General features: G+C 67.7%; 20 protein-coding genes and 2 rRNA genes. 20 read left to right on the forward strand and 2 right to left on the reverse strand.

What is annotated here, in order from left to right; all coding sequences use genetic code 11:
* The first annotated feature begins 46 nt into the window (after positions 1-46).
* The 16 genes from ACTMO_RS0108250 (at position 47) to ACTMO_RS0108325 (ending at position 18398) form a co-directional block, all read left to right on the forward strand.
* Positions 47-3157 (forward strand): 23S ribosomal RNA (locus ACTMO_RS0108250).
* Positions 3158-3266: 109 nt separating this feature from the next.
* Positions 3267-3384: ribosomal RNA gene (gene rrf, locus ACTMO_RS0108255) — 5S ribosomal RNA — on the forward strand.
* A gap of 544 nt (positions 3385-3928) precedes the next feature.
* The gene (locus ACTMO_RS0108260) at positions 3929-4696 is read left to right on the forward strand and encodes a tetratricopeptide repeat protein (RefSeq protein ID WP_211212926.1); all 768 of its coding nucleotides are present in this window, start codon (positions 3929-3931) and stop codon (positions 4694-4696) included.
* A 113-nt stretch (positions 4697-4809) separates the two neighbouring features.
* Complete coding sequence (locus ACTMO_RS0108265; protein WP_019854211.1) at positions 4810-5850, forward strand: HAD hydrolase-like protein; 1041 nt, start codon at positions 4810-4812, stop codon at positions 5848-5850.
* Positions 5851-6041: 191 nt separating this feature from the next.
* Positions 6042-6284, forward strand: coding sequence for a hypothetical protein (locus tag ACTMO_RS0108270; RefSeq protein WP_019854212.1), 243 nt, complete (start codon positions 6042-6044; stop codon positions 6282-6284).
* Between the two features lie 4 nt (positions 6285-6288).
* Positions 6289-7173 (forward strand): TlyA family RNA methyltransferase, encoded by an 885-nt coding sequence (locus tag ACTMO_RS20745; RefSeq protein WP_084792097.1) that lies wholly within the window; start codon positions 6289-6291, stop codon positions 7171-7173.
* Complete coding sequence (locus ACTMO_RS0108280; RefSeq protein WP_019854214.1) at positions 7170-8063, forward strand: NAD kinase; 894 nt, start codon at positions 7170-7172, stop codon at positions 8061-8063. Before ACTMO_RS20745 ends, ACTMO_RS0108280 begins: the two co-directional genes overlap by 4 nt.
* A gap of 113 nt (positions 8064-8176) precedes the next feature.
* Entirely contained in the window at positions 8177-9955 is a 1779-nt protein-coding gene (recN, locus tag ACTMO_RS0108285) for a DNA repair protein RecN (RefSeq protein WP_026448993.1), read from the forward strand.
* A gap of 80 nt (positions 9956-10035) precedes the next feature.
* Positions 10036-11229 carry a putative cytokinetic ring protein SteA gene (gene steA / locus ACTMO_RS0108290; RefSeq protein WP_019854216.1) on the forward strand — a complete coding sequence of 398 codons (1194 nt, stop codon included), beginning with the start codon at positions 10036-10038 and terminating at the stop codon, positions 11227-11229.
* Positions 11230-11581: 352 nt separating this feature from the next.
* Positions 11582-13285, forward strand: coding sequence for a CTP synthase (locus tag ACTMO_RS0108295; RefSeq protein ID WP_026448994.1), 1704 nt, complete (start codon positions 11582-11584; stop codon positions 13283-13285).
* Between the two features lie 8 nt (positions 13286-13293).
* The gene (locus tag ACTMO_RS0108300) at positions 13294-13962 is read left to right on the forward strand and encodes an NUDIX domain-containing protein (RefSeq protein WP_019854218.1); all 669 of its coding nucleotides are present in this window, start codon (positions 13294-13296) and stop codon (positions 13960-13962) included.
* 54 nt (positions 13963-14016) lie between these two features.
* Entirely contained in the window at positions 14017-14967 is a 951-nt protein-coding gene (locus ACTMO_RS0108305) for a site-specific tyrosine recombinase XerD (RefSeq protein WP_019854219.1), read from the forward strand.
* A gap of 153 nt (positions 14968-15120) precedes the next feature.
* The gene (locus tag ACTMO_RS0108310; protein WP_019854220.1) at positions 15121-16068 is read left to right on the forward strand and encodes a ParA family protein; all 948 of its coding nucleotides are present in this window, start codon (positions 15121-15123) and stop codon (positions 16066-16068) included.
* A gap of 20 nt (positions 16069-16088) precedes the next feature.
* A complete protein-coding gene (locus tag ACTMO_RS0108315; RefSeq protein ID WP_019854221.1) occupies positions 16089-16964 on the forward strand; it encodes a segregation and condensation protein A in 876 nt (291 codons plus the stop codon).
* The gene (gene scpB / locus ACTMO_RS0108320) at positions 16961-17620 is read left to right on the forward strand and encodes an SMC-Scp complex subunit ScpB (RefSeq protein WP_019854222.1); all 660 of its coding nucleotides are present in this window, start codon (positions 16961-16963) and stop codon (positions 17618-17620) included. Before ACTMO_RS0108315 ends, scpB begins: the two co-directional genes overlap by 4 nt.
* On the forward strand, positions 17613-18398 hold the full coding sequence (locus tag ACTMO_RS0108325; RefSeq protein WP_051099047.1) for a pseudouridine synthase: 786 nt from the start codon (positions 17613-17615) through the stop codon (positions 18396-18398). The genes scpB and ACTMO_RS0108325 overlap by 8 nt, the downstream gene beginning before the upstream one ends.
* 39 nt (positions 18399-18437) lie before the next feature.
* Here ACTMO_RS0108325 and ACTMO_RS0108330 read toward each other — a convergent pair whose 3' ends face one another.
* Both ACTMO_RS0108330 and ACTMO_RS0108335 read right to left on the reverse strand, forming a co-directional pair.
* Positions 18438-19616, reverse strand: a complete 1179-nt coding sequence (locus tag ACTMO_RS0108330; RefSeq protein ID WP_026448996.1) for a cation:proton antiporter — start codon at positions 19614-19616, stop codon at positions 18438-18440.
* Between the two features lie 70 nt (positions 19617-19686).
* On the reverse strand, positions 19687-20169 hold the full coding sequence (locus tag ACTMO_RS0108335) for a cation:proton antiporter regulatory subunit (RefSeq protein ID WP_019854225.1): 483 nt from the start codon (positions 20167-20169) through the stop codon (positions 19687-19689).
* 180 nt (positions 20170-20349) lie between these two features.
* On the opposite strand from ACTMO_RS0108335, the gene cmk reads away from it, so the two are divergent.
* The 4 genes from cmk to ACTMO_RS0108355 all read left to right on the forward strand — a co-directional run bounded on the left by cmk (position 20350) and on the right by ACTMO_RS0108355 (position 24253).
* Positions 20350-21075 carry a (d)CMP kinase gene (gene cmk, locus ACTMO_RS0108340; protein WP_019854226.1) on the forward strand — a complete coding sequence of 242 codons (726 nt, stop codon included), beginning with the start codon at positions 20350-20352 and terminating at the stop codon, positions 21073-21075.
* The gene (locus tag ACTMO_RS0108345) at positions 21072-21779 is read left to right on the forward strand and encodes a lysophospholipid acyltransferase family protein (protein ID WP_019854227.1); all 708 of its coding nucleotides are present in this window, start codon (positions 21072-21074) and stop codon (positions 21777-21779) included. Before cmk ends, ACTMO_RS0108345 begins: the two co-directional genes overlap by 4 nt.
* Positions 21776-23224 carry a ribosome biogenesis GTPase Der gene (der, locus tag ACTMO_RS0108350; RefSeq protein WP_019854228.1) on the forward strand — a complete coding sequence of 483 codons (1449 nt, stop codon included), beginning with the start codon at positions 21776-21778 and terminating at the stop codon, positions 23222-23224. Before ACTMO_RS0108345 ends, der begins: the two co-directional genes overlap by 4 nt.
* Positions 23225-23419: 195 nt before the next feature.
* Positions 23420-24253 carry an aldo/keto reductase gene (locus tag ACTMO_RS0108355; protein ID WP_026448997.1) on the forward strand — a complete coding sequence of 278 codons (834 nt, stop codon included), beginning with the start codon at positions 23420-23422 and terminating at the stop codon, positions 24251-24253.
* Positions 24254-24338: the final 85 nt, after the last annotated feature.

The raw sequence follows: 24338 nt of genomic DNA on the forward strand, positions 1-24338 counted from the left end.
GTATAGTGGTGGCGAGCATCTGATCATCGTGTGGTGGTCGGTGTGTGGTTTCGTGTCCAGGGGCGTACGGTGGATGCCTGGGCATCAGACGCTGAAGAAGGACGTGGGAGGCCGCGATAGGCCTGGGGGAGCTGTCAACCGAGCTGTGATCCCAGGGTGTCCGAATGGGGAAACCCGGCCGGGGTGATGCCCGGTCACCGGTGCCTGAACAGTGGTATAGGGCATCGGGAGGCACGGGGGGAACTGAAACATCTCAGTACCTCCAGGAGGAGAAAACAAACAGTGATTCCCTCAGTAGTGGTGAGCGAACGGGGAGCAGGCTAAACCGGGTGCGTGGGCGAGTCGGCAGACGGTGCGTGCCCGGGGTTGTGGGAGTGTGTGGTGTCTGTGCTGCCGCGCAGGCGCGTGTGCCCGATGGTGAGCCGAAGGTGTTGGAAGGCACCGGCGCAGTGGGTGAGACCCCCGTAGGTGAACACGGTCGGGTGGGCGTGCACGCATGTCCCGAGTAGCGCGGGGCCCGGGAAATCCCGTGTGAATCGGCCAGGACCGCCTGGTAAGCCTAAATACGTCTGGTGACCGATAGTGGATGTGTACCGTGAGGGACTGGTGAAAAGTACCCCGGGAGGGGAGTGAAAGAGTTCCTGAAACCGTGCGCCCACAAGCCGTCAGAGCATCCCCGTGCGGGGGTGTGATGGCGTGCCTTTTGAAGAATGAGCCTGCGAGTTAGTGGTGCGTGGCGAGGTTAACCCGTGAGGGGAAGCCGCAGCGAAAGCGAGTCCGAACAGGGCGGGACAGTCGCGTGCTCTAGACCCGAAACCGAGTGAGCTACCCGTGGCCAGGGTGAAGCGCGGGTAAGACCGTGTGGAGGCCCGCACCCACCAGGGTTGAAAACCTGGGGGATGAGCTGCGGGTAGGGGNGAAAGGCCAATCAAACTCGGAGATAGCTGGTTCTCCCCGAAATGCATTTAGGTGCAGCGTCGTGACAGGCCTGGTGCTGGTAGAGCGACTGGATGGCGAAGGGCCCGGTGCGGGTACTGACGTCAACCAAACTCCGAATGGTGTCAGGCAGTGCGCGGCAGTGAGTCCCTGGGGGACAAGCTCCAGGGTCGAGAGGGAAACAGCCCAGATCACCGGCTAAGGCCCCCAAGTGTGTGCTGAGTGGAAAAGGATGTGGGATCGCCGAGACAACCAGGAGGTTGGCTTAGAAGCAGCCATCCTTGAAAGAGTGCGTAACAGCTCACTGGTCAAGTGATCCTGCGCCGATAATATAGCGGGGCTTGCAAGCACACCGCCGAAGCCGTGGCACCGCCCCTGGCGGGGTGGTGGGTAGGGGAGCATCCCTCACCGCGGTGAAGCATCCCCGTAAGGGGGTGTGGAGTGTGGGGGAGTGAGAATGCAGGCATGAGTAGTGCTAGGACAGTGAGAATCTGTCCCGCCGAATGACCAAGGGTTCCAGGGCCAGGCTGATCCGCCCTGGGTGAGTCGGATCCTAAGGCGAGGCCGACAGGCGTAGTCGACAGGACAACGGGTTGATATTCCCGTACCCGCCTTGACACGTCCCATACCAGCCCCCACGACACCAGCATCAACCGGTGGGCCCGGTCTCGTTCGCGAGACCACGGCTGGACCGGTGGTGGTGTGTGTGGTGGGTGTGTTGGTCAGCGACGGGGTGACGCAGAAGGGTAGCCCAACCCGGGCGATGGTGGTTCCCGGGGTAACGGTGTAGCCGGCCGGCCCAGGCAAATCCGGGCCGGCGTCGACGGTGAGACCGGAGGCCGAGCCAGTGTGGCGAAGTGGGTAAGCCCCGGCTGCCGAGAAAAGCCTCTAGCGAGTGTGAGGGCGGTCCGTACCCGAAACCGACACAGGTGGTCTGGTAGAGCATACCGAGGCGAGCGGGCGAACCGTGGTTAAGGAATTCGGCAACATGTCCCCGTAACTTCGGGAGAAGGGGAGCCGCCGCTGGTGACCCCCCCTGCGGGGTGAGCTGGCAGCGGCCGCAGAGAATGGGCCCAAGCGACTGTTTACTAAAAACACAGGTCCGTGCGAAGTCGTAAGACGCGGTATACGGACTGACGCCTGCCCGGTGCCGGAACGTTAAGGGGAGCCGTGAACCCCCCACGAGGGGGTGTGGCGGCGAACCGAAGCGCCGGTAAACGGCGGNGGTAACTATAACCATCCTAAGGTAGCGAAATTCCTTGTCGGGTAAGTTCCGACCTGCACGAATGGCGTAACGACTTGGGCGCTGTCTCGACCACGGACCCGACGAAATTGCACGACGAGTTAAGATGCTCGTTTCGCGCGGCAGGACGGAAAGACCCCGGGACCTTTACTACAGCTTGGTATGGGCGTCCGCGGCGGCTTGTGTAGGATAGGTGGGAAACTGGGAAGGTCACACGCCAGTGTGGCCGGAGTTGCTGGTGAAATACCACTCTGGTCGTTGTGGGCGTCTAACCTCGGTCCGTCACCCGGACCAGGGACAGTGCCTGGTGGGTAGTTTAACTGGGGCGGTTGCCTCCCAAACAGTAACGGAGGCGCCCAACGGTTCCCTCAGCCTGGACGGAAACCAGGTGACGAGTGCAAGTGCACAAGGGAGCTTGACTGTGAGACCGACAGGTCAAGCAGGTGCGAAAGCAGGGACTAGTGATCCGGCACCGGCACGCGGACGCGGTGTCGCTCAACGGATAACAGGTACCCCGGGGATAACAGGCTGATCTTGCCCAAGAGTCCCTATCGACGGCATGGTTTGGCACCTCGATGTCGGCTCGTCGCATCCTGGGGCTGAAGTCGGTCCCAAGGGTTGGGCTGTTCGCCCATTAAAGCGGCACGCGAGCTGGGTTTAGAACGTCGTGAGACAGTTCGGTCCCTATCCGCCGCGCGCGCACGGAGACGTGCGGGGAGCTGTCCCCAGTACGAGAGGACCGGGACGGACGAACCTCTAGTCTGCCAGTTGTCCCGCCAGGGGCAGGGCTGGTTCGCTACGTTCGGCACGGATAACCGCTGAAAGCATCTAAGCGGGAAGCCCACCCCAAGACCACGTCTCCCACCCCCCACCGGGGGGATAAGGCCCCCAGCAGACGACTGGGTCGATAGGCCCGACATGCACCCACAGCAATGTGCTCAGTGGACGGGTACTAACCGGCCGAACGACGAACACCCACACCCCACCCCCGCGCTCGCCACCACTACACAGCCTCAACCACCCACCCCCCAACAAGGGGCACCACAACTCCATACAACACACGCCCCCGCCCCCCCGTGGCGGCGGGGTCGGTGGCCACAGCGGAGCGGGACACGCCCGGACCCATCCCGAACCCGGCAGCTAAGCCCTCCAGCGCCCGACCTACTGCACCCCCACGAGTGCGGGAACCACGGACACCGCCGACCCCCCCACCACACCCACCCCCGACATCCCCTTTCTCTCCCGGCAACCTCCCGAAGCGGACCCGACCGCGGTGATGCCTGTGTGCTCGGGCGGTTAGGCTGGTGTTGTTCGTTCTCATGAGTTTCGGGAGGTCCGGTGTCTGATTCTGACGACAGGCGTGGTTCTCGGAGTCGAGGAAGTGGCACCGGTGATTCCGCCGGTCGTGGCAAACCTCCGAGGAACAAGGAATCCCGTCCGAACGGCGGAAATCGGAAACCACAGAATCGGGACAAGCCCGCCGGAGCCGACCGGAACGGACGTTTTCCCAAGAACGAACGCGATCACCGTGATCGTGCCCGCGGAGGTCCCCAACAGCGGGACCGCCACGACAGCAGACGCAACGAGCGTACGGACCGGAACCGACGAGAGCGCGCGGACTCCTTCCGTGACTCCGAGAAGCGGGCCGCGGGCAGGGGCCGTCCCCGGCGCGGAGAGAACTCCCGTGGGAACAAGGAGTTCTCGGAGCGCGACGAGTCCCGTCCGAGGGCCCCGAAGCTGCCACCCGACGTGGATGTCTCCCAGCTGGATCCGGAAGTACGCCGGGACTTCCGGTCGTTGCCGAAAATGGTGGCCGAGGACGTGGGTGCTCACGTGGTGGCATCCGGTATGCTGCTCGACTCCGAGCCTGAGAAGGCCCTGGAGCACGCACGCTACGCGAGGAAGAAGGCCTCACGAACTCCGGCGGCGCGCGAAGCCAACGGTGTCACGGCCTACCACGTGGGCAACTGGAGCGAGGCACTGTCGGAGTTGCGTGCGGCGCGTCGAATGGGCGGGCAGTCCCACTTGGCGATGATCGCCGACTGTGAACGTGCGATGGGGCGACCCCAGCGTGCTCTGGAACTGCTCCGTTCCGAGGAAACCAACCGTCTTCCCAAGGACGAGGAGATCGAGCTACGGATCGTCGCGGCCGGAGCACGCCGTGATCTGGGGCAGCTCGAGGCCGCCGTGGTCAGTCTGCAGCTCCCCGAGCTCGATCCGAGGCAGCGGAATCCGTGGAGTGCGCGGCTGTTCTACGCCTATGCCGACAACCTGGTCGCGGTGGGGCGTAACGAGGAAGCTTTCACCTGGTTCGTCCACGCGGCGAATGCCGACGACGAGGAAGCCACCGACGCTCCCGAACGGTTGGACGAACTGGTTCCCCTGCTCGGAGGTACCGAGGAGGCCGAGAGACTGGTGGAACAGGTGGACGTCGACGCTGCCGAGCGACGTCCCGATGAAGAGGGAACGAGCGGACAACGACCCGCGCACGACGTCGATCTGGGTGTCTGGGACTGATCCACGTTTTCCGGAATCCGACCGCTGACTGAGGATCCTTGTCAAGGTTCCTCGGTAGCGGACGCCTCCGGGCAGGATTCCGAGTGGTGGCGGTGGAGGCGAGTGGGGCACGTATGCTGGCCGAAGACTACGACGCGTTGTTACTGGATCTGGACGGCACCGTGTATCGGGGAGGAACCCCCGTCGCGGGAGCCGTCCCGACGCTCTCGCGACTGAGAGCCATGCCGGTATCGGTCCGCTATGTGACCAACAACGCGTCGAACCGTCCCGAACAGGTGGCCGAGAAACTGAACTCCATGTCGATACCGGCTACTTCCTCCGACGTGAGCACCAGCGCTCAGGCGGGCGCGGCGTTGCTGGCCGAGCGGCTCACCGCCGGGGACTCCGTGCTGGTGCTCGGCACCGAGGCGTTGGCAGAGGAAGTGGTTTCCCGGGGACTACGCCCCGTCCGTAGCGCGGACGAGACACCTGTCGGGGTTTTGCAGGGACATTCCGAGGCGACGGCCTGGAGAGACCTCGCCGAGGCCTGCCTGGCGATCCGTGCCGGGGCTGTCTGGGTGGCCTGTAACAGGGACACCACTCTGCCCACCGAACGTGGTGAGCTCCCGGGCAATGGTGCCTTGGTGGCCGCTCTCGAAGTGGCGACCGGACGTAGCCCGGTGGTGGCGGGCAAACCCGAGAAGCCGCTCCTGAGCCATGCCGCCGTCGGAACGACGAAACCGTTGTTCGTCGGGGACCGGTTGGAAACGGACACGGCCGGGGCACGAGGGGCGGACATGTGCTCGATGTTGGTGCTGACCGGTGTGAGCGGGGCCGCTGACGTGCTGGCCGCCCCTCCCGAAGCCCGTCCCGACTATCTGGCTGCCGACCTGACGGCGCTGTGCGCTCCCGTCGAGGAGTCGGCGATCACGCCCCAACCGGAGTGGAAGGCCGAGGTGACCGGGGACGGGATGACGTTGAGCGCCCCGGAAGCGCGGCACCGCCGGGAGCAGGCCTCTCGGCAGGCTTCCCCACGGGAGGACCTGGCCGCCTTGCGGAGCCTGTGCGCCGTGTGGTGGAGCGCCGCGGGCGGACCGGTGCGGGTGCGTTCCGGGGATCGCCGGGCGCAGCGAGCGCTGTACCGTTTGGGACTGGACAGCGGCACCGACCGCTGATCCACGGGCGCGCCGGCGGAGTGCTCCGTGGTGTTCGGTGCCGCCTCGTGGTGACGTTTCGCTCGTGCCCGGTTGCCGTCGTCATCCGATAGCGTGGTGGTGTCGTTCACGACTCCCGAACTCTTTCCGGGGGTGGCTTTCGGGTGTTGTGATTGGTGTCACTGTTTTGGCGTGGACGAGGCGGGAAACCGATGGATTCTACGGGACACTCCGAGGGAGAGGCGGACGGGCTCGCCGAGCCCGCTGACGCGACCACGGAGGGGGTTCGTGCGGCTGAGGCGAACGTCCGGCAACGTATGCGGGGATTGGACGAGCTGGACGAACTGCCTGTTTCCGAGCATGTCGCCAGGTTCGAAGCGGTGCACGAGGCGCTGACGCACGCCTTGAACCGGGCCGACGAACTGTTGTCCGGAGCTAGTGGTAGCGGGAGTTGAGGCGGTGCCTCGCAAAGCACGGTTGGACGCGGAACTCGTACGGCGCAAGCTCGCGCGTTCCCGGGAGCACGCCGCCGAACTGATTTCCGAAGGGCGGGTCACGGTTCGTGGCTTCGTGGCCCACAAGGCCGCGACCTCGGTGGAGGAGGATGCCTCGATCGTCGTAGCCCAGGATCTCGAGGACCCGAAATGGGTCTCGCGAGGTGCCCACAAGCTGTTGGGGGCACTCGAAGTGTTCGGCGCTGACGGGCTCGGAGTGGAAGGGCGTCGGTGTCTGGACGCGGGATCCTCCACGGGAGGTTTCACCGACGTGCTGCTGCGCGGTGGCGCCCGTGAGGTCATCGCCGTCGACGTCGGTTACGGGCAGTTGGACTGGAAGCTGCGCACCGACGAGCGGGTCGTGGTTCGTGAGCGGAAGAACGTGCGGCACCTGGAGCGCGCGGACGTGGGCGAACCCGTGGATCTGGTGGTGGCGGATCTCTCCTTCATCTCGTTGCGGTTGATCCTTCCCGCGCTCAGTGAGTGTGTGCACCAGGACTCCGACCTGGTGCTCATGGTCAAGCCGCAGTTCGAGGTGGGCAAGGAGCGTCTCGGCACGGGGGGCGTGGTGCGGGATCCGGCGCTGCGCGCCGAGGCGGTGCTCGGAGTGATCGCCACCGCCGCCGAGCACGAGCTTCGTCCGCAGGCGGTGACGGCGAGTCCGTTGCCCGGTCCCTCGGGCAACGTGGAGTACTTCGTGTGGCTGAATCAGCGGGTCCGTGCGGACGGCCCCGACGTGACCACCATGGTGACGGAGGCGGTCACCTCCTCCCCCGGCGAGCAGCGGGCGGGAGGGCAGACGGCCGAGCGGACGTCGGAGCGAGTGGGTGGAAAGGGGGGCGCTCCGTGACTCGCGACGTTCTTCTCGTGGTTCACACCGGCAGGCAGTACAACCTAGGCACCGCGGAGAAGGTCGCGGGCAGGCTGATCGGGGCCGGAATGCGGGTCAGGGTGCTCGCCGAGGAGGCTCCTCAGCTCAGCCCCGCCTGTTACAGCGTGGTGGTGGCTCCCGGGCCGTTGGCGGCCGAGGGCACCGAACTGGTTCTGGTGCTGGGTGGGGACGGGACACTGTTGCGCGCCGCCGAGCTGGCCAGAATGGCCGGGGTGCCAGTGTTCGGAGTGAACCTCGGCAGGGTCGGTTTCCTCGCCGGAGCCGACTTCGACGCCCTGGACGAGGCGGTCGACGCCGTGGTGGAGGGGCGCTACCACGTCGACGAGCGGATGACCATCGACGTCACGGCCAGACTCGGGAACCAGGTGCTCGCCACGACCTGGGCACTCAACGAGGCCAGCGTCGAGAAGAGCAGCAGGGAGCGCATTCTGGACGTGGTTGTGGAGGTGGACGGTCACCCGGTTTCCACCTTCGGATGCGACGGGGTGCTGTGTTCCACCCCCACGGGCTCGACCGCCTATGCGTTCTCCGCCGGAGGCCCGGTGGTCTGGCCACAGGTGGAGGCGCTGCTGGTCGTACCGAGCAACGCCCACGCCCTGTTCGCCCGCCCCTTGGTGCTGGCCCGTGAGTCGGTGCTGGCGCTGGAGGTGGACCACAACGGGCACGACGCGGTGCTCTGCTGCGACGGTCAGCGGCATTTCGACCTTCCTGCCGGGGCACGGGTCGAGGTGTTGGCCTCGGAGAATCCCTTGCGGTTGGTGCGGTTGCACGACACCTCGTTCACGGATCGTCTGGTACGCAAGTTCGAGCTCCCCGTGCAGGGCTGGCGGGGTCCGGTTTCCGAATAGTCGTCGTTGTCGTCCGCTGCGCCGAGGGAGTCGCTGCCGTTCTCGCCACGGGGAACGCGGCACGGGTGAGCCGGGGCCCCCGAACCAGGTCGATTCCCGCTAGGGTGCGTGCTGTGTTGGCGGAGATGCACATCCAAGGCTTGGGCGTGATCGACGGGGCCACTCTCGAGCTGCACCCCGGTCTGACCGTGGTCACCGGTGAAACGGGAGCGGGAAAGACCATGGTGGTCACCGGCCTGCACCTGTTGGGCGGGGGGCGTGCGGACAGTTCTCGCGTGCGTTCCGGGGCCGCACGCGCCGTGGTGGAGGGGCGCTTCACTCTGGCACCGGACTCCCCGGCGGCCGAGGTCGCCGCAGAGGCGGGAGCGGAACCGGACGAGGACGGAAGCCTGATCGCCGTGCGCAGTGTCAACGCGCAGGGACGGTCCCGCGCGCATCTCGGGGGGCGTTCGGTTCCGAACGCGGTGCTGTCCGAGCTCGCGGACCAAGTGCTGGCGGTGCACGGGCAGAACGACCAGCTTCGCCTGTTACGCCCCGGCGAGCAGCGCGGCGCGTTGGACAGGTTCGCCGGCCGCGCCGTGGAGGAGCCGTTGGCCGAGTACCGACGGGTCCGACGGGAGTGGCTCGATGTGGTGCGGGAGCTTTCCGACCGTAGGGAGCGCTCACGGGAGCTCGAACGGGAGGCGGACCTGCTGCGTCACGGTCTTTCCGAGATAGAGCACGCCGATCCGCGTCCGGGGGAGGATGTGGAACTGGTGGAGCGGGCACGGAGGCTTTCCGACATCGACCGGCTGCGCGAGATCGCCTCGGACGCGTTGTCCGCGGTCAGTGGCGCGACCGAGGAGAGTCCCGACGACACCGGGGCGGTGACGCTGGTCGGGCAGGCCAGACGGTCTCTCGGAGGGGCGGAGGATCCGCGGCTGCGTGAACTCGAAGGACGGCTCTCGGAGGCCGCCGCGGTGCTCAGCGACGTCGGTGCGGAGCTGAGTTCCTACCTGGACGACTTGCAGGCGGACCCGGCCGAGCTGGAGCGGATTCTGTCCCGCCAGGCGGAACTCAAGCAGTTGACCAGGAAATACGCCGAGGACATCGACGGTGTTCTCGCCTGGGCCGAACAGGCACGGGGGCGGCTTCAGGGGATGGACACCTCCGAGGAGGCCCTCGCCGAGCTGGCCGCGCACCGGGACCGGTTGGCCGAACAGCTCGTCACGCACGCGCGTGCCCTCACGGCTGCCCGTGTGGAGGCGGCGCGGCGGTTGTCCGAGGCGGTCACCGAGGAACTGGCGGGACTGGCCATGGCCCAGGCCGAGTTCGAGGTGGTGGTGCGCCCACAGCTGGCCGGGGCCGGGGGGCAGGAGTCGATCGTGGTGGACGGACAGGAGCTGCACGCCGGCTCCGAGGGGGTCGACGAGGTGGAGATGCGACTGCGCGCCCACGGTGGGGCGCCGCCGCTTCCGCTGCACAAGGGAGCCTCGGGGGGAGAGCTTTCTCGCGTGATGCTCGGTCTGGAGGTGGTGCTGGCCGACGCCGACACCGTTCCCACTCTCGTCTTCGACGAGGTCGACGCCGGAGTGGGCGGACGAGCGGCGGTGGAGATCGGACGCAGGCTCGCGCGGCTGGCCCGTAGCCACCAGGTGGTGGTGGTGACCCATCTGCCGCAGGTGGCCGCCTACGCCGACCGGCATCTCGTGGTGGACAAGGCGCAGGAGACCACCGGTTTCACCCACAGTGACGTGCGCATCGTTTCCGACGAGCAGCGGGTTTCCGAACTCGCACGGATGCTGGCCGGTCTGGATTCCACCGAGACCGGACGTGCCCACGCCGAGGAACTGTTGTCCGTGGCCGACCGGTACAAGTCCGAGTGCGGAGCGCGGAGCTCGGCGGGAGGGTGACGCCCCCGGAAGGGGGTTGTCGCGGCGGGTGTTCGGCGTGGCGTGGAAACTCCGGGTGTTCGTTTTGTCACCATCGGTGTATGCGACTCACTGACCTGCTCGGAAGCCAGCAGGAAACCTTGCCGGGCATCGTCGGAACCGCTCGGGTGCAGCGGCGGGACGGTGAACTCCCGCCACGTATCGCGCCGCGGGACATCGTGTTCCTCGACCGGGTCGATCTGGACCGTCGAACGGCGGAGGTGATCGTCGAGTGCGAGGCGTCCGCGGTGATCAACGCCTCCTCCTCCATCTCGGGGAAGTATCCGAATCTCGGTCCCGAGGTCCTGCTGGCCGCCGGGGTCACGTTGATCGACGACGTGGGTCGGGAGGTGCTGCACCGGATTCGGGACGGGGCCACCGTGCGGCTGCACAGCGGAGGGGTGTTCCTCCGCGACAAGAAGGGGGAGCAGCTGATCGTCCACGGTTCGGAGCAGCGGTCCGACACCGTGGCGGCCCGCATGAGCGAGGCCAAGTCCGCGATGCGGGCACGGATCGAGGATTTCGCGGTGAACTCGGTCGAGTTCCTGCGCCGGGAACGCATGCTCGTGCTGGACGGGATCGGGGTTCCCGAGCTCAGGGTCGACATGTCGGGACGGCACGTGCTGGTGCTGGCTCCGGGGGAAGGGCACGACACCGAGCTGCGTCGACTGCGACGTTACATCCGCGAGTGTTCTCCCCTGCTGGTGGGAGTGGGCAAGGGCGCCGAGACGCTGCACTCCGCCGGCCTGAAACCGGACGTGGTCGTGGGAGATCCCACCTCGGTGGACGAGCGGGCCCTCGGTGCCGCGGCGGAGGTGGTCATCCCGGCGGGAACGGACGGGAGCGCTCCGGGAACGGAGCGAATCCGGCAGTTGGGGCTCGGCGCGGTGACCTTTCCCGCCGGAGGCAATCCGGAGGACCTCGCGTTGTTGCTGGCTGACGTGCACGGTGCCTCCCTCGTGGTGACCGCCGGGTTCAGGGCCACCCTCGACGAGTTCCTGGACGCGCGGCGGGCGCGGTCCAACCCGTCCACCTTTCTGATCCGGATGCGGCTGGGGGGCAAGGTGGTGGACGGTGCCGCCGTGCCGGAACTCGAGCGGGCTCGCCGTTCGAACGTGATGGTGCTCCTGCTGGTTCTCGGAACGCTGCTGGCGGGGTTCCTCGCTGTGGCGTTGTACGGGGAGGGGCCCCGGTTCACGTTCCTGTGGGGGTTCGCGGAGTCCGTGCTCGAGTTCGGTCGGGGGCTGCTTCCGTGAGGGAGTCGGTCGCGTACCTCGCCCCGAGTGCGCCGGGCGGCGTGTGGTAGGTGACAGCCGCCCGGCCGGGCCCGGCGCGATCGGGGAGGGAGCGTCCCGCCGGGCCGTCGGTGTGCGCACTCTTCGGTCGAGGGTGCCGGACAGCCGGCAGTGGCGACATACTTCGACCGGATGATTCAAGGGGCGCGTGGAGTGCTCGGAGGGTCCGAGGCGGGCGGCCGGCGGTGGGGCCGGCTGGGCGTCGCCGTGCCGGTGCGATACGCTGAAATCCCGTGGGAACGACGGTGTCAACGGTTCCTGCCAGCACAGACACCTGTACGGTGACGGCATCGACCACGGGGAGCTTTTCTTGGTGCCGCAAGCACGCACGATCAAGCACGTATTCGTTACCGGAGGGGTTTCCTCCTCCCTCGGTAAGGGGCTCACGGCTTCCAGCCTGGGCGAGTTGCTGACCTCCCGGGGACTCCGGGTGACCATGCAAAAGCTCGACCCGTATCTCAATGTTGACCCGGGGACGATGAACCCCTTCCAGCACGGGGAGGTCTTCGTCACCGAGGACGGGGCCGAGACCGATCTCGACATCGGGCACTACGAGCGTTTCCTCGACCGTGCGTTGACCCGCAACGCCAACATCACCACCGGACAGGTGTACTCCTCGGTGATCGCCAAGGAGCGTCGGGGGGAGTACCTGGGAGATACAGTACAGGTGATTCCGCACATCACCGACCAGATCAAGGCCCGTATCCGTTCGATGGCCGAGCCCGACGAACACGGGCAGACCCCGGACGTGGTCATCACCGAGGTCGGTGGAACGATCGGCGACATCGAGTCACTCCCGTTCCTGGAGGCCTGCAGGCAGCTTCGGCACGACGTCGGGCGGGACCACTGCTTCTTCCTGCACGTCTCCCTGGTTCCGTATCTCGCCCCCTCCGGGGAACTCAAGACCAAACCCACCCAGCATTCGGTCAAGGAGCTGCGCAACATCGGGATCGCCCCGGACGCGCTGGTGTGCAGGGCGGACCGCGAGCTTTCCACCGAGCTCAAGAACAAGATCGCGTTGATGTGCGACGTCGACTCAGACGGTGTCGTGGCCTGCCCGGACGCGCCCTCGATCTACGACATTCCGCGGGTGCTGCATTCCGAGGGGTTGGACGCCTACCTGGTGCGCAGGCTCGGTCTGCCCTTCCGCGACGTGGACTGGTCGGTGTGGAGCGACCTGCTGGACCGGGTGCACAATCCCACGGAGCGGGTGCGGATCGCGCTGGTCGGCAAGTACGTGGACCTGCCCGACGCCTACCTCTCGGTCACCGAGGCGCTGCGTGCCGGAGGATTCGCCCATCATGCCAAGGTGGACATCTCCTGGGTTCCCTCGGACGACTGTGAGAACGAGGCCGCCGCGGCGCGCGCGCTGTCCGGTGTGGACGGCATACTGATCCCCGGTGGTTTCGGGGTGCGCGGTATAGAGGGCAAGCTCGGGGTGATCGAGTACGCCCGCAGGAACGGCATCCCGCTTCTGGGACTGTGCCTGGGTCTGCAGTGCATGGTGATCGAACTCGCGCGCAACGTGGCCGGGCTGCCGCAGGCGAACTCCACCGAGTTCGCGGACTCCTGCCAGCACCCCGTGATCAGCACGATGGCCGACCAGCACGACGTGGTGGCGGGGGAGCGGGACATGGGCGGAACCATGCGCCTGGGCTCCTACACCGCGGAACTGCGGGAGGACTCGATCGTGGCCCAGGCCTACGGAACCCTGCGGGTATCCGAACGGCACCGGCATCGTTACGAGGTGAACAACGCCTACCGGCAACGGCTGAGTGACGCCGGGATGGTGTTCTCCGGAACCTCGCCGGACGGGCGGCTCGTCGAGTTCCTCGAGCTGCCGAGGGAGCAGCACCCGTTCTTCGTGGGAACCCAGGCGCATCCCGAACTGACCAGCCGCCCCACTCGGCCTCATCCGCTGTTCAGCGCTTTCGTCCGAGCCGCGCTGGACTATCGGGCGGCCGAGAGACTTCCGGTGGAGCTTCCGGAGTCCACCCACACGGCAGCGAGCGTCTGAGGAGCACGATGTCCCCCAACCTCGGGTCCGCGGAAGGTCCGGTCAACCGGACGGACGGACGACACCGGTTCGACACACTGTCCAGTTCCGACGTCTACGTCGGCACCATTCTGGCGCTGCGCAGTGATGAGGTCGCCATGCCGGGGGGAGGACGCTCCCGCAGGGAGGTGGTCGAACACCCCGGTGCGGTCGCGGTGGTCGCCTTGGACGAGCACGACAGGGTGGTCCTCGTCCACCAGTACCGCTATCCGCTGGGCAGAAGGCTGTGGGAGTTGCCGGCGGGGTTGCTCGACGTGGCGGGGGAGGATCCCCTGCACACCGCACGGCGTGAACTGGCCGAGGAGGTCGGCCTGGCGGCGGAGGAGTGGTCGGTGCTGGTGGACGTGGCGGCCTCTCCCGGGTTCACCGACCAGGCCGAACGGGTCTATCTCGCCCGGGGGCTCTCCGAGGTCGGTCGACCCGAACCGGTTTCCGACGAGGAGGCCGACCTCGTGGTGCGCCGGACGGAACTGGATCGAGCCGTCGAAGCCGTTTTCGCCGGTGAGATCGTGAACGCACCGGCCGTTTCCGGGCTGTTGGCGGCTCAGGCCGTGCGGGACGGACGGATGGTACCCAGGAGCAGCGAGGCGGAGTGGACGGACCGTCCGAGACGGTTCGCGGCGCGGGGGCGGGACTGAAGACGGCCCTGTTGACGGGGGCGTGTCGGTACGGTCGTTCGACGGAGCGTTTCCGTGGCGGAGTTCGAGGAGTTTCCGGAGGGGCTGGGTGGAACGCTCGGCGCCTATCTGAACCACCTCGCGGTGGAACGCGGTACCGCTTCGGCGACGTTGGAGGCCTATACGCGCGACCTGCGACGTTACGGAACGTACCTGGTGGGTCGTGGTGTGGGAACACTGCGTGAGGTGAGTTCCGAGGTGGTCGGCGAGTTCCTCGCCACCCTGCGCACCGGGGAGTCCGGAGGCGTGGCACTGGCTCCCGCCTCGGCGGCTCGCACGATCGTGGCGGTGCGGGGGCTACACCGCTTCGCCTTCGCCGAGGGGCTGGTCGACCACGACCCCGCACGCGAGGTCACTCCTCCCGCCCTGCCCCGGCGTCTGCCCAAGGCGTTACCGGTGGACGACGTGCTGCGGCTTCTGGAACAGGGAGTCGCCACCGGTGTTCGGGGGCTGCGGGACCGTGCACTGCTGGAACTGCTGTACTCCAGTGGGGCGCGCATCTCCGAGGCGGTCGGGCTGGACCTGGACGACGTGGACACGCGGGAGCGCACGGTACTGCTCGACGGCAAGGGAGGTGGGCAACGTCGGGTTCCGGTAGGGCGTCCCGCCCTCGACGCGCTCGAGGCCTACCTGGTACGGGCCCGTCCGGGGCTGGTGGGGCGGGTGCGTTCGGTTCCGGCGCTGTTCCTGAACGCCAGAGGGGGCAGACTGTCCAGACAGGGGGGATGGCAGATTCTGAAGTCCGCCGCCGAGCGTGCTGGGGTGGACACGTCGGTGTCTCCGCACGTGCTGCGGCACTCCTTCGCCACGCACCTGTTGGAGGGTGGGGCCGACGTCCGGGTCGTGCAGGAACTGCTCGGGCACGCCTCGGTCGCGACGACCCAGGTGTACACGCGAATCACGATGCGCACGCTGCGCGAGGTCTACGCCACGAGCCATCCCCGCGCGCAGGGACCGAAACGGTGATATCCGCGGTGTTCCTCGGATATCCTGGCCGGGTGACGCGGTTTTCGCCGGTTGGACGGCGAGGCGCGTTGCCGTGGTGTGTGTGCGCGGCCTAGGCTGCGCACCGGAGAGTTTTCCGCAATGCAGTCACCCGATTAAGGAGTCACCACCGCCATGTCGACGCCGCAGCCCTCCGCCGGTGGGCGGTACCGGGGCGCGGTCGACCTGAGCATCACCCCGGACACTTCGGAATCGGCCAACGGTGAGGTCGTCGACAGCGACCCGTTCGGTGGAGACGTCGGTCCGACGGGGAGACCACGTCGGCACATCCCGGAACCCCCTCCGCTGGAGGAACACGGACCCGCCTCGGTGCTGGCGATGTGCAACCAGAAGGGCGGGGTGGGCAAGACCACCTCGACCATCAATCTGGGGGCCGCCCTCGCCGAGTACGGCCGCAGGGTGTTGCTGGTCGATTTCGATCCGCAAGGCGCGCTGTCGGTAGGTCTCGGTGTGCAGCCGCACCAACTGGAGCAGACCATCTACAACGTCATCATGGAGCGTTCGGTGGGGCTGCAGGACGTGATCAGATCGACCAGCGTGGCGGGGATGGACCTGCTGCCGAGCAACATCGACCTCTCCGCGGCGGAGGTACAGCTCGTCGCCGAGGTCGGCAGGGAACAGGCGCTGGAACGTGCGCTGCGGCCGGTGGTCGCCGAGTACGACTTCGTGCTGATCGACTGTCAGCCCTCGCTCGGGCTGCTCACCGTCAACGCGCTGGCCGCGGCGCACGGGGTGATGATCCCGCTGGAGTGCGAGTTCTTCAGTCTGCGCGGAGTGGCCCTACTGATCGACACGATCGAGAAGGTGCGGGAGCGGCTGAATCCGGAGCTGGAGATCAGCGGGATTCTCGCGACCATGTTCGACCCGCGCACGCTACACTCGCGTGAGGTGATGTCCCGGGTGGTCGAGGCGTTCGGGGACATCGTGTTCGACAGTGTGATCAACCGTACCGTCCGGTTCCCGGAGACCACGGTCGCCGGGGAGCCGATCACCCGATGGGCTCCCCGCTCCTCGGGATCGAAGGCGTACCGTGCACTGGCGCGGGAGGTCATAGCACGGTGACTCGTCAGTGAAAGGCAGAGGTGAGCGGGGAACGAACCGCTGAGGAGGACACGTCACGGGAACTCTCCGAGGTCGCCGCGGCCCAGGAGTCCTCCGGAGGGCGTTTCACGGTACGGCTGGACAATTTCGAGGGACCTTTCGACCTGCTGTTGCAGCTCATCTCCCAGCACCGTCTCGACGTCACCGAGGTAGCGCTGCACCGGGTCACCGACGACTTCATCGCCTACACCAAGGAACTAGGCCAACACGCGGATCTGGACGAGACCAGTGAGTTCCTGGTGGTCGCGGCCACTCTGCTGGACCTGAAGGCGTCCCGGCTGGTTCCCGCGGCCGAGGTGGAGGACGAGGAGGACCTCGCCCTGCTGGAGGCGCGGGACCTCCTGTTCGCGCGGCTGCTGCAGTACCGGGCCTACAAGCGGGTGGCCGAGACGTTCCGGGAGTGGGAGGCCGGGGCGGCACGTCGTTATCCCCGTGCCGTTTCGCTGGAGCAGCGCTATCTGGACCTGATGCCCGAGGTGGTGCTCGGGGTCGATGCGCACGGTCTGGCCGAGGTGGCCGCGGCCGTGTTCCGTCCGAAACCCCCTCCGTCGGTCTCGCTGGAGCACCTGCACGCTCCCCAGGTCTCGGTGCGGGAGCACGCGGCGGTGCTGCGTGTGTTGCTCGCCGAAAGGACCAGCGCGGGATTCGCGGAGCTGGTGCGGGACTGCGGCACCGTGCTCGAGAAGGTGGCGCGGTTCCTGGCGTTGCTGGAGTTGTACCGCGAGACCGTCGTGACGTTCGAACAGGCCGCTCCGTTGGAGGAGCTGGTGGTGCGCTGGGTGGGGGGCAGCGTGGAAGAGGCACGCGAGATCGCTGCCCGGGAACGCGACAGTGTCGAGGAAGAGGATTACGGGTGAGCGAGGAGGAAGACGGCGACACGGGCGAGGTCCCTGTCGAGGGGGAGGCCGCCGGGGAGAGGGAACGGCACCCGGGAAACGGCCCTTCGGAACGAGGAGGGCAGTGGCCCGACCTGGAGTCGGACGCGGCCCTGGAGGCGGCGCTGGAGGCGCTGCTGCTCGTGGTGGACGTGCCCGCGGGGGAGGAGTTGCTGGCCGGTGTCGTACGGCAACCGGTTGAGCGGGTGACGGCGGCGCTGGAACGGCTCGCCGCGAGCTACACGGAAGCGGGACGCGGTGTCGAGCTGCGTAGGGTGGGTGAGGGATGGCGCCTCTACACCCGTGACGTCTACGCCCCCGTGGTGGAGCGCTATCTGCTCGACGGCCAGCGCGCGAAACTCACCAGGGCGGCGTTGGAGACACTCGCGGTCATCGCCTACCGGCAACCGGTGACGCGCTCGAAGGTGGCCGCCGTGCGTGGTGTTAACGTGGACGGGGTAGTACGTACTCTGTTGGCGCGTGGGCTCATCCACGAGGCCGGTACGGACCCCGATTCCGGCGGTACCGCTTACTGCACGACCGAGCTGTTCCTCGAACGGCTCGGCCTGTCCTCGTTGCGGGAGCTGCCGCCGCTGGCCCCCCTGTTGCCCGAAGTGGATGCGATCGATGATGTCTGAAAAACGTGACTCGACAGGTGCGAACACCCGCGCTTCCGGTGGCGGAGCGGAAGGGGTTAGGTTGCAGAAGGTGCTGTCGCAGGCTGGGGTCGCGTCCCGGCGAGCGGCCGAGGAGATGATCGTCGAGGGGCGCGTTGAGGTTGACGGTCAGCCCGTGACCACGCTCGGTACCCGCGTGAACCCCGACGAATCGGTGATCCACGTGGACGGCACCAGGGTGGTGACCGATCAGAAGGCCACCTATCTGCTGCTCAACAAACCGCCGGGCATCCTGTGTGCCATGTCCGACGACCAGGACCGCCCCTGCATCGGCGACTACCTGCCCAAGCGGGACTCGGGACTGTTCCACGTGGGAAGACTGGACTTCAACAGCGAGGGGCTGTTGTTGATCAGCAACGACGGGGAACTGGCCAACCGGTTGATGCACCCCTCCTACCAGGTGCCCAAGACCTATCTCGTCGAGTTGCAGGGTCCCATTCCCAAGGACCTGGGACGCAGGGTCCAGGAGGGGGTCGAACTGGAGGACGGGCCGGCCAAGGTCGACTCCTTCCGCCTCGTCGACCGCAACAGCAGCGGAACACGGACCCTGGTCCAGGTGGTGCTGCACGAGGGGCGCAAGCGCATCGTGCGACGTCTCTTCAAGGAGACGGGATACCCCGTGCAGCGGCTCGTGCGCACGGCGATCGGCGAGGTGCGGCTGACCAACGAACGCCCCGGGGCGATCCGACCGTTGAACAACAAGGAACTGGGCTCGCTCTACCGCGCTGTGGGACTGTGAACCCCCGGATCCCGCTGGTGTCCTCCCGGCGCCCGGGGACTAGCTCCGGCTCCCGGCCACGGTGTTGACGACCCGGTGGGCGACGGGTTCCACGACCCGTGCGGCCACCGGGCCGATGACCGCCATCAACAGCACGTAGGTGGTGGAAAGCGCGGCCAGTTGCCCGGGAACCGCGCCCGAGCCGACCGCCAGCCCCGCGATGACGATGGAGAACTCGCCGCGTGCGATCAGCGCTGCCCCCGCCCGGGCACGTCCCATCCGCCGGATCCCCTGTCTGGCGGCGGCCACCCAGCCGGTGAGGAACTTCGTCGTCGTGGTCATCACCACCAGCAGCAGCGCGAAGGGCAGCACCGGCGGGATGGCCGAGGGGTCGGTGTTGAGGCCGAACACCACGAAGAACACCGCGGCGAACAGGTCCCGCAGGGGACTCAGTATCCTGCTGGCGTTGGTCGCCGTCGACCCGGAGATGGCGATCCCGAGCAGGAAGGCCCCCACGGCCGCCGAGACCTGCAACCGGGCGGCGACGCCGGCCACCAGCAGCGCGGCTCCGAGCAGACGGAGCAGGAACACCTCGGGGTCGGGACTGTCCACCACCGCCGAGACGTAGCGCCCGTAGCGCAGGGCCAGCACCAGCACCAGGCTGATCACCAGCACGGAGATGCCGACGGTGCCGAGTCCTCCCATGATCCCCACCCCGGCCAGCAGGGCCGTCAGGATCGGCAGGTACACGGCCATGGCCAGGTCCTCGAACACGAGCACGGACAACACCACCGGAGTCTCCCTGTTGCCGAGTCGCCCGAGATCCGCCAGGACCTTGGCGATGATCCCGGAGGAGGAGATGTAGGTGACTCCGGCCAGGACCAGGGCGGCGGTCGGTCCCCATCCGAGCAGCAGGGCCACGAGCGCGCCGGGAGCCGCGTTGAGCACGGCGTCGATCAGTCCGGCCGTCCACGAGCGGCGCAGTCCGGTGACCAGTTCACTCGCCGAGTACTCGAGGCCGAGCAGCAACAGCAGCAGCACCACCCCGATCTCCGAGGCGAGCTCGGTGAACGGTTCGATCCCGGTCAGCGGAACCAGTCCCCCCTGGCCGAAGGCGAGTCCCCCGAGCAGGTAGAGCGGTATGGGGGACAGTCCGATCCTCCAGGCGAGTCGCCCGAGGACTCCCAGGCCGAAGAAGACGGCTCCCAGTTCGATCAACGCTGTTGCCGTGTGTTGCACGTGGTTCCTCTCGCCCGCCGGACACGCGCGTCCCGGACGGATCCTGATCCGTCGATGAGTGGTTTCGCGGTCAGCCGTTTTCCAGGATCTCGCTCGCCGCGCGGAGCCCTTCGGCGGTGCCCACCATGACCACGAGGTCCTCTCCGGCGAACACGAAATCCGGACGGGGGGAGGGATGTACCGAGCCGTCCCTGATGACGGCGACGATCGACACGGAGGTTCTGGTGCGCATCTCGGTCTCACCGAGGGTGCGGCCGTCGTAGGGGGAGCCGGGTACGAGCGGGAGCTGCCAGGTGGTCACCCCCGTCACCTCACGTTGTTGCTCGGTGAGTTTGCCCACCAGTTGCGGTGCGCCGAGCAGGTTGGCGAGCGTGCTGGTCTCCTCACCGGTCAGCTCGGTCGCGGCGCAGATCTTGTCCGGATCCTGCGCGTCCGACACGATCAGCTCGATGCGACCGTCCCGGTGAGTGATCACCCCGATCCTGCGTCCCGAACCGGTGGTGAACTCCTGCTGCGTGCCCAGCCCCGGAAGCGGGGTCACGGTGACATCCACGCCCTCGATCTTAGGGCTTTTCCGCTCCACGAGTAACCGGTGGTGGGGTTTTCGCCCCTCCCGCGGTCCAGGTGGGGACGCGATTGGGAGCGTCCGGTACCGGGCGGGCAGAATGAGTGTCCGGTCGGTTAGTCCGACCGAGCGATGCGTTCCGGCCACGGCACGAGGAGGTCATGCGAGGTGTCCCAGCCCGAGCTCAACGGAATCGTGGCGGTTGACGGGCCGTCCGGGACGGGAAAGTCCACCGCGGCCCGTCGGCTCGCCGACTCCCTCGGTGCTGCGTACCTGGACACCGGGGCCATGTACCGTGCCGTGACCTCGGCGGTGCTGCGTGCCGGGAGGGAACCCACCGACCAGGAGGCGGTAGCCGAGGTGGCGCGCCGCTGTCGTGTGGAGATGCGTACCGACCCGGAGTCTCCGGGGGTGACCCTCGACGGGGTCGACGTCGGCTCCGAGATCAGGGGTGGTGCGGTGACCGAGGCCGTTTCCGCCGTCTCCGCGGTTGCCGAGGTGCGGGAGATCCTGGTGGCGCAGCAACGTCGACTGATCACGGTGGCCACCACTCCCGTCGGAGGCATCGTCGTCGAGGGGCGTGACGTGGGCACGGTGGTCTCCCCCGAGGCCGGGCTGAAGGTCTATCTCACCGCTTCCTCCGAGGCCAGGGCCTGTCGCCGTTCGGCCCAGGACGCCGCGGCGGGCAGGGAGGCCGATCCGCGTCGGGTGCGGGCCGACGTCACGCGCAGGGACTCGCTCGACTCGAACAGGGGGATCGCCCCCCTGAGGATGGCGGAGGACGCGGTGTTGGTGGACACCACCGACCTGGACCTGGAGCAGGTGCTGCGCCGGCTGCACGACCTCGTCGCGCAACGGGGACTGCTGGCGTGCTCGGAGCGAAGTCGGCGATGAGCTCGGACGGTGACGGTGTGCGACCCGCGAGGCCCACACCGGGTACGCTGCCGGTGGGGAGTTCTCCGGGGCTGCGTGGGTTCGCCCGTCGGGTGGGGCGGTTCGGACTACGCGCGGGGTGGCGGATCCGCCTGTGGCACGGGGAACGTTTACCGGAGAGCGGTCCGGTGGTGCTGGTGGCCAACCACAGTTCGCTGCTCGACGGTCCGGTGCTGTTCGCGGTGTTGCCGCGGGATGCGACGTTTCTGGTGAAACACGAGCTGTTCCGCGGGCCGCTCGGATGGGTGTTGCGTAAGCTGGGACAGGTTCCGATCCGCAGGGGTGTCGCCGACCGTGGTGCCCTTCTGGCCGCATCCGGGGTGCTGCGGGCCGGAGGAGTGGTCGGGGTGTTCCCGGAGGGCACTCGGCAGGGGACGATGGCCGCCGCGCAACACGGTGCGGCCTGGCTGGCTCGTTCCGCCGGGGCCAGAATCGTGCCGGTGGCCTGCCGGGGAACCGCTCGTGGCCCGTCGGGGTGGCGTTTCCGTCCCAGAGTGGACGTTCTCGTCGGGGAACCGATGGAGCGGCCGCGGCCGGGAAGGGCCGGGTTGACCGCGGCCACCGAGCGGATACGTACCGAGCTGGTGGGGCTGCTCGCCGAGTTGGACGGATCCCGACCCGAGCGCGACGATCCAGACGAAGACCTGAGAGGTAATGAGGCGTGAGTGAGGAACCGCTTGCCGATGCCGGCGACGCCGGTCTCGACGGAACCTGGTCCGACGAGTCGGACTGGGCTGACTACGACCGGTTCGGCGAGCAGCAGTGGGAGGACGAGCGGGACACGCCGCTCGCACAGCCGGTGGTCGCCGTGGTGGGCAGGCCCAACGTCGGCAAGTCGACCCTGGTCAACAGGCTGTTGGGCCGCCGTCAGGCGGTGGTCAAGGACACGCCCGGGGTCACGAGGGACCGGGTCAGCTACGACGCGGTGTGGAGCGGACGTGGTTTCACCGTCGTCGACACCGGGGGCTGGGATCCGGACGCCGAGGGGGTTTACGCGAGTGTGACCGCCCAGGCGGAGATGGCCATGTCCACGGCGGACGCGATCCTGCTCGTGGTCGACGCCAACGTGGGGGTGAGCGTCACCGACGAGGCCGTGGCCAAGGTGCTGCGCCGTTCCGACCGTCCGGTGCTGGTCGTGGCCAACAAGGTCGACAACCAGGCGGCGGAGGCGCAGGTCGCCGAGCTGTGGTCCCTCGGGCTCGGGGAACCCTACCCCGTGAGTGCCCTGCACGGACGTGGCTCCGGTGACCTGCTCGACGAGATGCTGCGGCGACTGCCGGAGACACCGCGGGAGCAGCTCTCCCCGAGCGGGGGGCCACGGCGGGTCGCGCTGGTGGGCAAGCCCAACGTGGGCAAGTCCAGCATGCTCAACCGGCTGGTGGGGCAGCAGCGCGCCGTCGTCGACGAGACGGCGGGAACCACCGTGGATCCGGTGGACTCGCTGGTGGAGCTGGACAACGAGGTCTGGCGGTTCGTGGACACGGCGGGTCTGCGCAAGCGGGTGAAGACGGCCGACGGGACCGAGTACTACGCGTCCCTGCGCACCCGCTCCGCCATCGAGGCCGCCGAGGTGGCCGTGGTGCTCATCGACGGTTCCGTTCCACTGACCGAGCAGGACCTGCGGATCATCGGCACCGTCATCGAGACCGGACGCGCTCTGGTGATCGCCTACAACAAGTGGGACCTCGTCGACGACGAGCGCCGCAGGAAGCTGGAGAAGGAGATCGACCGCGACCTCGTCCAGGTGCGGTGGGCGGAACGGGTCAACGTCTCCGCCGAGACAGGACGCGCGCTCGGCAAGCTGGCCCCCGCGCTGCGCCGGGCGTTGGAGTCGTGGGACCAGCGCATCTCCACGGGCAGGATCAACTCCTGGATCTCGGAGGTCGTGGCCGCCCAGCCACCTCCGGTCCGTGGGGGTAAACAGCCGAAGATCATGTTCGCCACGCAGGCGCAGACCCGACCGCCGACACTCGTGCTGTTCAGCACCGGTTTCCTGGAGGCCGGATACCGCAGGTTCCTGGAGCGCAGGTTCCGGGAGGCCTTCGGTTTCGCCGGTACGCCCGTTCGGGTCGTGGTTCGGGTCAGGGAGAACCGGAACGCGCGTAGCTAGTCACCGTGTCCCCGCTCTCCGAAGAGGGTTCGGAATGCCCTGTCGGGCGGTCGTTCCGCGTACCGGAGTGGTTCGGTCCTCGTGGCTGTCGCTCCGGCGCTCCACGGGAACCCTTCCACGGGGTTCCTCGGTGACGTCGGTAGGGTGGTCACGCCCGGCACCGCCCGTTCGAGTGACAACGGAAGGTGCATGACTGTGCGTGGTCTACGACTGCCCGACGGAGGAGAACTGCCCGTCCTCGGCCAGGGAACCTGGGGGATGGGGGAGCGCACCTCCGACCACGACGCGGAAGTGAGAGCTCTGCGACACGGACTGGATCTCGGGATCGGTCTGGTGGACACCGCGGAGATGTACGGCTCCGGTGGGGCGGAGAAGGTGGTCGGCACGGCCCTGTCCGGCCGCCGTGACGAGGCGTTCGTGGTGTCCAAGGTCCTTCCGCACCACGCGGACCGTGCCGGTACGGTCGCCGCCTGCGAACGCAGTCTGCGGCGGCTCGGAACCGACCGACTGGACCTGTATCTGCTGCACTGGCGGGGATCCGTTCCCCTGGAGGAGACGATGGAGGCCTTCGAGGACCTCCAGCGCAGCGGGAAGATCCGTTGTTTCGGGGTGAGCAACTTCGATCCCGCCGACATGACCGAGCTGTTCGGGACCTCCGCGGGAGCACGGGTGCAGACCGACCAGGTGCTCTACAACCTGACCCGACGCGGTCCCGAGTTCGACCTGCTGCCGTGGTGTCGGCGGCGGGACCTGCCGGTGATGGCCTACTCTCCGATCGAGCAGGGCCGTCTGCGGGGGGAGCCGGTGCTGCGGAGCCTGGCCGAACGGCGTGGGGTGACGCCCGCCCAGATCGCCCTGGCGTGGGTGCTGAACACCGAGGGGGTGTGTGCGATCCCCAAAGCGGCCACCGTGGAGCATGTCGAGCGAAACCGTGCGGCATTGGGGATCACGCTGGAGGCCGAGGAGCTGCGTGAGTTGGACGAGCACTTTCCCCCGCCACGGCGGCCCCGGCCGTTGGAGATCCTCTGAGCTGTCGCTCCGTGAGCACCGTGGAGGAGGCTTCCCGGTCGACGGCCCCGTGGCACCCTCCCGGTGGACGGGTGGGCACCACGGG

Origin of the sequence: Actinopolyspora mortivallis DSM 44261 (genome assembly GCF_000384035.1) — a bacterium.
GTDB lineage: Bacteria > Actinomycetota > Actinomycetes > Mycobacteriales > Pseudonocardiaceae > Actinopolyspora > Actinopolyspora mortivallis.